The organism is Ramlibacter sp. (assembly GCF_028292805.1).
Taxonomy (GTDB): Bacteria; Pseudomonadota; Gammaproteobacteria; order Burkholderiales; family Burkholderiaceae_C; genus Ramlibacter.
On the sequence record NZ_JAQGLS010000289.1, the window covers coordinates 1 to 7,161 of the forward strand.

The window sequence follows — 7,161 nt, forward strand, 5'->3', positions numbered from 1 at the left end:
GGGCCTGTGCCGGGGTGCCTTGCGGCTGCGGCCGGCCGCGGCCGCCGCCGTTGCCACGTGCCGGCTGGCCTTCGCCATTGCCGTTGCCGGTGCGGGCCGACTGGCCGTCGCCGCTGGAGCGCTGACCGCCCCGGCCGCCGCCGGCAGGCTGGCCTTGCTTGCCCTTGTTCTCGCGCATGCGCGTCATCATTTCGCTGCGCGCATTCTTGGCGGCGGCGTTCATGATTTCGCGGCTGGGCGGGCGGCCCTTGCCGCCCCACAGCACCTGCCGGCCCATGGCGATGGGCTCGCCCACTTCGCCCGGCTCGGGGCCGAAGCCCTCGACCACGACCGACGGGATGTCGCGCTTGGTGAAGCGCTCGATCTCCTGCATGAAGCCTTCCTCGTCCAGGCAGACCAGGCTGACGGCTTCGCCGGAGTTGCCCGCGCGGCCGGTGCGGCCGATGCGGTGCACGTAGTCTTCCGGCACGTTGGGGATTTCGTAGTTCACCACGTGCGGCAGTTCGTCGATGTCGATGCCGCGGGCGGCGATGTCGGTCGCCACCAGGGCGCGGATGTCGCCGCTCTTGAAGCCGGCCAGCGCCTGGGTGCGCGCTGTCTGGCTCTTGTTGCCGTGCAGCGCCATCGCCTGGATGCCGCGCTTGGTCAGGAATTCGGCCACGCTGTTGGCGCCGAACTTGGTGCGGGTGAACACCAGCACCTGGCTCCAGTTGTGCTGCTCGATCACGTGGGCCAGCAGTTCCTTTTTCTTGCCGCGGCCGACCAGGTGCATCACCTGCGTGATGCTCTGCACGGTGGTGTTGCGCGGCGTGACCTGGATGCTCTGCGGGTTGCGCAGCAGCGTGTTGGCCAGGTCGCGGATGTCGTCGCTGAAGGTGGCCGAGAACAGCAGGCTCTGCTTGTCCTTGGGCACCAGCGCCAGGATCTTGCGAACGTCGGGCAAAAAGCCCATGTCCAGCATGCGGTCGGCTTCGTCCAGGATCAGCACCTGCACGGTGGACAGGTCCAGGTGGCCCTGCTGCTGCAGGTCCAGCAGGCGGCCGGGGGTGGCCACCAGGATGTCCACACCCTTCTTGATGCGGTCGATCTGTGGGTTCATGCCGACGCCGCCGAAGATGACGGTGGAGCTCAGCTGCAGGTACTTGCCGTAAGTGCGCACCGACTCCTCGACCTGGGCCGCGAGTTCGCGGGTGGGAGTCAGGACCAGAGCCCGGATGCCGGTGCCGCCGAACTTGTTCTTGGCGCTGCGCGCCATGGACAGCTTGTGCAGCAGGGGCAGCGTGAAGGCCGCCGTCTTGCCGGTGCCGGTCTGGGCGCCGGCGAGGAGGTCGTGGCCCTCGAGGACGGCGGGGATCGCCTGGGCCTGGATCGGAGTCGGGGTGTCGTAGCCTTGTTCGTGGACAGCCTTGAGGATGGCCGGAGCGAGGTTCAGTTCGTCAAAATTCATGGAGCAAAGAAGCGCCTTGCCGGGCGCGAGGGCATCGGCCGTTCCGGGCAAACAAGCCGGAGCCAGTCATTGGCAGATGAGGGTGCAGGGAGTGGGAGCCGGCGGGCGCGGATGGCCTGCTTCGTCCCCAGCGATACGCTGAGCTTGCGGGCGACTGAAGGCCGCAAGAGCGGTCATTGTCTCATGGAATGGCCAGCAGCGTTGCGCGGACGCACAGAGCGTGACGCATTCACAGGCCCGGGGGCTTGCCAGGGTGGCGGCCGGCTCAGCCAGAACGATAATCGGCCGCACATGGCCTCCAAGATGATGAAGCTTCGCGTGGGCGTCGCCGACGACCCCAGTGCCCTGCAGCCGTCGCTGAACGACTGCCTGGCCGCCATGCTGGAACAGGCCGGCCCGCTGGTGGCCGAAGTGCTGCAAGGCCTGCAGGTGGGCACCACCAGCGTCGGCTCGCGCCGTGTCGCCTCGTTCCAGGCCGCCCCGATCCGGGCCTTCATCCTGCGACTGCAAGGCCAGGTCGAGCCGGTCACGGCCACCTTCGTCGCCGAACTGACGCGGCTGGTGTACGAGGGTGGCGGCAAGGACCAGGCTCAGGCCGAGCCGCTGCGGTTCGAGGACCTGCGGCTGTTCGCCGACGACCAGCTCGACCAGAGCATCGAAGTCGCCCGGGCCCAGCAGGAAGTCGCGGCCGCGGTCGACGACACCCTGCCGGCCCTGGACGCCCTGATCAGCACCATGCTGGGCTGGCGCACCATCCAGCCCGGACTGAATCCGGTGCGCCCGGACGTGTTCGTGCGGGCGCTGCAGGCCACGCTGGCCGTGCACGTGCCGGACACGCAGCTGCGCGAGATCCTGCTGACACCTGCATCGGGCCTGATGGGTTCGAATCTGCGCAAGCTGTACCGCGAGCTGACGCACTGGCTGCGCTCGTGCGGCATCGAGCCGGCGGCCCCCCTGGGCGGGCGCATCCAGAAGGGCGGCGGCAGCGCCGCTCCGGTCACCGACACCGTGGCCAAGACGCTGCTGACCCTGGACAAGCTGCGCAAGCTGCTGGCCGGCGACTTCGATCAGCCCAAGCGGGCCGACTTCCTGCACACCGTGCCGGCTTCCATGGCATTGCTGCAGGACATGAAGGGCGCCGACAAGCTGGTCAAGAAGCTGGAGCAGCGGGCCAGGCCGCCGGCGCCGCCCGCGGTCCCGCTCGACATGCTGGCCGAGCCGCCGGCGCCGTCCGGCGCCACCCTTCGCATCGGCCAGCAGCTGGGCGAGGAAGTGGTGCGGCTGCTGTTCGACAACCTGGCCGACGACCGCCGGCTGCTGCCCGGGCTCAAGCGCCAGCTCAAGCTGATGGAGCCGGCCGTGCAGCGGCTGACCCACGACGACTCGCGCTTTTTCAGCGACCGCAACCATCCGGCCCGGCAGCTGCTCGATCGCATCACCCAGCGCAGCCTGGCGTTCGGCTCCGAGGACGAGCCGGGCTGGGCCAGCTTTCAGGCCTCGGTCGCGGACGCCAGCCGCTGGCTGGACAGCAAGGTCGTCGACGCCGAGACTTTCGGCGAGTTGCTGGACCACCTGCAGGGGCAGTGGGGCGGCCAGGACCACGGCGCCCGCCACAAGCGCGAGGAGGCCGCCCGCGCCTTGCTGCACGCCGAGCAGCGCAACCTGCTGGCTCAGAAGCTGGCCCTCGAATTCGGCCAGCTGCTCGACGGGCTGGGGGTGGCCGACTTCATCGGTGACTTCCTCAAGGGCGCCTGGGCCCAGGTGGTGGCCGAGGCGAAATTGAGTTGCGCCGACGGCTCGTCCGACCCTTACGGCTACCGCGCGCTGGTCGACGACCTGGTCTGGAGCGTGCAAATGAGCTCGGCCCAGCGCGGCCGCGCGCGCCGGCTGGTGCAGATGATCCCGGGCCTGCTGCAGCGGCTGCGCGAAGGCCTGGCGCGCATCGGTTACCCGCCGGAGCTCACCCAGCGCTTCTTCGACCACCTCATCACGCTGCACCGCGCCGCCGCCCAGGAGGGGCAGGACCCCGCCGCCCAGGCCGCAGCCGATGCCGCCTGGGCCGAGCCGTCCCGGTTCGGCGATGCCCCCGCCGACGAGGTGCAGATCTGGCTGGGCGCGGGCGAGGCGCAGGAGTCCGGCTGGTTCTCGGACGAGGGCGCAGAGCGGGCACCCGAACACGTCGCCTCGCCCGAGGCCCGCCAGCAGGAGGCGGCCCAGGCGCAGCAGCAGGCGCAGCGCGCCAGCGAACCGGCCGAGATGCCGGCGCCGGCGGCCGTGGTCGAGGTCGAGGTCGAAGCCGCCACTGCGCCGGACGCGCAGGAGGCGGCGCCGGCCGCCGCGCGCGAGGAACTGCGCATCGGCACCTGGGTGGAGATCCTGATCAAGGGCGCCTGGGTCCGGGCCGAACTGACCTGGAGCAGCCCGCACGCGACGCTGTTCATGTTCACCTCCGTCGGCGGCGCCGCCCATTCCATGTCGCGCCGCACCCTGGACAAGCTGCGCGCCTGCGGCCACCTGCGCATCGTCGCCAACCGGCCGGTGGTGGACGAGGCGCTGGACCAGGTGGCGCAGGCGGCGCTGAAGAACAGTCTTTAGGGGCTGGGGTTGCCGCGCGGCGCTGGAATGCCTGGCCGCTAATCCCTAGACCCTCGCCCTGCTTCGCCATCCGGGATAATCTCCCCATGGCTCAATACGTGTACACAATGAATCGCGTCGGCAAGATCGTGCCGCCGAAGCGACAGATCCTGAAGGACATCTCGCTGTCCTTCTTTCCCGGCGCCAAGATCGGCGTGCTGGGCGTCAACGGTTCGGGCAAGTCGACCCTGCTCAAGATCATGGCCGGTATCGACAAGGAGTACGAGGGCGAAGCCACGGCGATGCCGGGCCTGCGCATCGGCTACCTGCCGCAGGAGCCCAAGCTGCGACCCGAGCAGACCGTGCGCGAAGCGGTCGAGGGCGGCATGGAGGAAGTGCTGACGGCCAAGTCGCGGCTGGAAGAGGTCTATGCGGCCTATGCCGAGCCGGACGCCGACTTCGACGCGCTGGCGGCCGAACAAGGCAAGCTGGAAGCGATCATCGCCGCCCAGGGTGACGCCGGCGAGCACCAGCTGGAAATCGCGGCCGACGCGCTGCGCCTGCCGCCCTGGGACGCCGTGATCCAGAACCTGTCGGGCGGCGAGAAGCGGCGCGTGGCCTTGTGCCAGCTGCTGCTGTCCAAGCCCGACATGCTGCTGCTCGATGAGCCCACCAACCACCTGGACGCCGAGTCGGTCGAGTGGCTGGAGCAGTTCCTGGCGCGCTTTCCGGGCACCGTGGTGGCCATCACCCACGACCGCTACTTCCTGGACAACGCAGCCGAGTGGATCCTGGAGCTGGACCGCGGCATCGGCCTGCCGTACAAGGGCAACTACTCCAACTGGCTGGAGCAGAAGGAAACCCGGCTGGCGCAGGAGCAGCGCACCGAGGACGCCCGCTCCAAGGCCATGAAGAAGGAACTGGAGTGGGCGCGCGCCAACCCCAAGGCCCGCCAGGCCAAGAGCAAGGCCCGCCTGGCCCGCTTCGAGGAGCTGTCCGACTTCGAATACCAGAAGCGCAACGAGACCAACGAGATCTTCATCCCGGTGGGCGAGCGCCTTGGCCATGAAGTGATCGAGTTCGAAGGGGTGAGCAAGTCGTTCGGCGACCGCCTGCTGATCGACAACCTGAGCTTCAAGGTTCCCGCGGGCGCCATCGTCGGCATCATCGGCCCCAACGGCGCCGGCAAGTCGACGCTGTTCAAGCTGATCGCCGGCAAGGAGCAGCCGGACTCGGGCAACGTCAAGATCGGCAAGACGGCGCAGATGGCCTTCGTCGACCAGCACCGCGACGAGCTGACCGACAACAAGACCGTCTGGGAGGACGTCTCGGGCGGACTGGACCTGATCAACATCGGCAAGTTCCAGATGGCCAGCCGCGCCTACTGTGGTCGCTTCAACTTCAACGGCGGCGACCAGCAAAAGAAGGTCGGCATGCTGTCCGGCGGCGAGCGCGGCCGGCTGCACCTGGCCAAGACGCTGCTGCAGGGCGGCAACGTGCTGCTGCTGGACGAGCCGTCCAACGACCTGGACGTGGAAACGCTGCGGGCGCTGGAAGACGCGCTGCTCGAATTCGCCGGCTCCGTGATGGTGATCTCGCACGATCGCTGGTTTCTGGACCGCATCGCGACGCACATCCTGGCCGCCGAAGGCGACAGCCAGTGGGTGTTTTTCGACGGCAACTACCAGGAATACGAGGCCGACAAGCGCAGGCGCCTGGGTGAAGAAGGTGCACGGCCGCACCGGGTGCGCTATAAAGCTCTGAAATAAGGGCGCCCACGCGGGGCCCGCAGCAAGAGGGGTCCAGCCGCATGAGCGGCCCAATGCGCCAATCACCACACCAGGCCGCCTACCGCGCCTGCATCAAGGACGCCGCGGCCGACGGCGCGGGACTGATGCGCGCGACGCTGGCGCGGGCCCTGGAAGACCTGCCGCGGCAGGCGGCGGCCGTGCCCGACGTGGTGGAGCGCAACCTGCTGCTGGAAGCGGTGGCCGTGCTGCGCGAACGCCAGCATGCGCTGGCCGAGGCCTTTCCACCGGCGCTGCTGGCCGAGTTCGCCGTGGCCATCGCCGGCGACCGTGCCTCGAGCCTCGGCTTCGACGCCCTGCCGCTGCTGGGCGACGAGCAGCTGCAGGACAACGTCGACCTGGTGCGGGCCGCCCAGAAGCTGCAAGACGCGGTGCAGCCGCAGCTGGCCGAACTCGAGGCCTTGCTGGGCGCGGCGCAGGTCGCCGGCGTCACCGGGCAGCGCCATCCCCTGCGGCCCGAGGTGTACGTGCGCAGCCTGTACCGGCTGGCCCGGCAAAGCCCGGTGTCGCCTTCGGTGCGCCGCCGCTGGCTGCGCCACCTGCCGCTGGCCATGGCGCCGGAGCTGGCGCGCAGCTATGCGGTGTGGACGGCGGCGTTGCGGGCGCAAGGCATAGGCGCCCAATGGACGGCGGCGCCGGCGCCGGCGCCGCACGAGCCGGCCGACCAGGCCATCCAGCTGACCATCCGCGAGCTGCGCAAGCTGCTGGCGGGCGAGCCGCCGGCGCCGGCCGGCGAGTTGATCACCCGCGAAACCGACTTCGCCCATACCGTGCCGGCCGCGCTGCAGGTGCTGCACGACATGCGCAAGGTCGACCAGGTGCTGCAGCAGCTGCGCCAGCGGCAGGCGGCCGTGCCCGGCAAGCTCTCCGACAGCCGGGCCCTGTTTCGCGAGGCACTGCGGCGCGAGGCCCGGCGCCCGGCCCAGGTGCTGGGGCTGGAGGTGGTGCACCTGATGGTGGAGAACCTGGCCGGCGATGCGCGTTTGCTGGGGCCGGTGCAGGAAGCCGTGCGCGATCTGGAGCCGGCCCTGCTGCGGCTGGCGCTGGAAGACCCACGCTTCTTCAGCGACCGCGCCCATCCAGCCCGCCAGTTGCTGGAGCAGATCACGCAGCGCAGCCTCGGCTGGGGCGGGGCCGAGGCGGCGGGCTTTCGCGACTTCGTCGAGGGCCTGCAGCAGGCCGTGGAGGCGCTGCTGGAAACGCGCGCGACCGGGCCGCAGCCGTTCGAGATCGCGCTCGAGACGCTGCGCGAATCATGGTCGGACGCGCAGCCACGCGGTCGCCGCGGCCGCGGCCGCGAGCGCGCCGTGCGCGCCCTGCTGCGCGCCGAGC

General features: G+C 70.0%; 4 protein-coding genes. 3 read left to right on the forward strand and 1 reads right to left on the reverse strand.

Annotated features, from left to right (window positions below):
* On the reverse strand, positions 1–1,447 hold a 1,447-nt coding region (locus tag JWP65_RS17535; protein WP_299766048.1), incomplete at its 3' end, for a DEAD/DEAH box helicase.
* Between the two features lie 291 nt (positions 1,448–1,738).
* Between JWP65_RS17535 and JWP65_RS17540 the strand changes: the two genes are divergently transcribed.
* From JWP65_RS17540 to JWP65_RS17550, 3 genes are all read left to right on the forward strand, one after another.
* Positions 1,739–4,042, forward strand: a complete 2,304-nt coding sequence (locus JWP65_RS17540) for a DUF1631 family protein (protein ID WP_299766050.1) — start codon at positions 1,739–1,741, stop codon at positions 4,040–4,042.
* A gap of 86 nt (positions 4,043–4,128) precedes the next feature.
* Positions 4,129–5,790 (forward strand): energy-dependent translational throttle protein EttA, encoded by a 1,662-nt coding sequence (gene ettA / locus JWP65_RS17545; RefSeq protein WP_299766053.1) that lies wholly within the window; start codon positions 4,129–4,131, stop codon positions 5,788–5,790.
* A 53-nt stretch (positions 5,791–5,843) separates the two neighbouring features.
* Positions 5,844–7,161, forward strand: a 1,318-nt coding sequence (locus tag JWP65_RS17550) for a DUF1631 family protein (RefSeq protein WP_299766055.1), incomplete at its 3' end; no start/stop codon positions are given.

Excerpts from the sequence above, each read along its gene's own strand:
- JWP65_RS17540 (WP_299766050.1), top strand. The coding sequence starts at position 1,739 with ATGGCCTCCAAGATGATGAAGCTTCGCGTGGGCGTCGCCGACGACCCC.
- ettA (WP_299766053.1), top strand. The coding sequence starts at position 4,129 with ATGGCTCAATACGTGTACACAATGAATCGCGTCGGCAAGATCGTGCCG.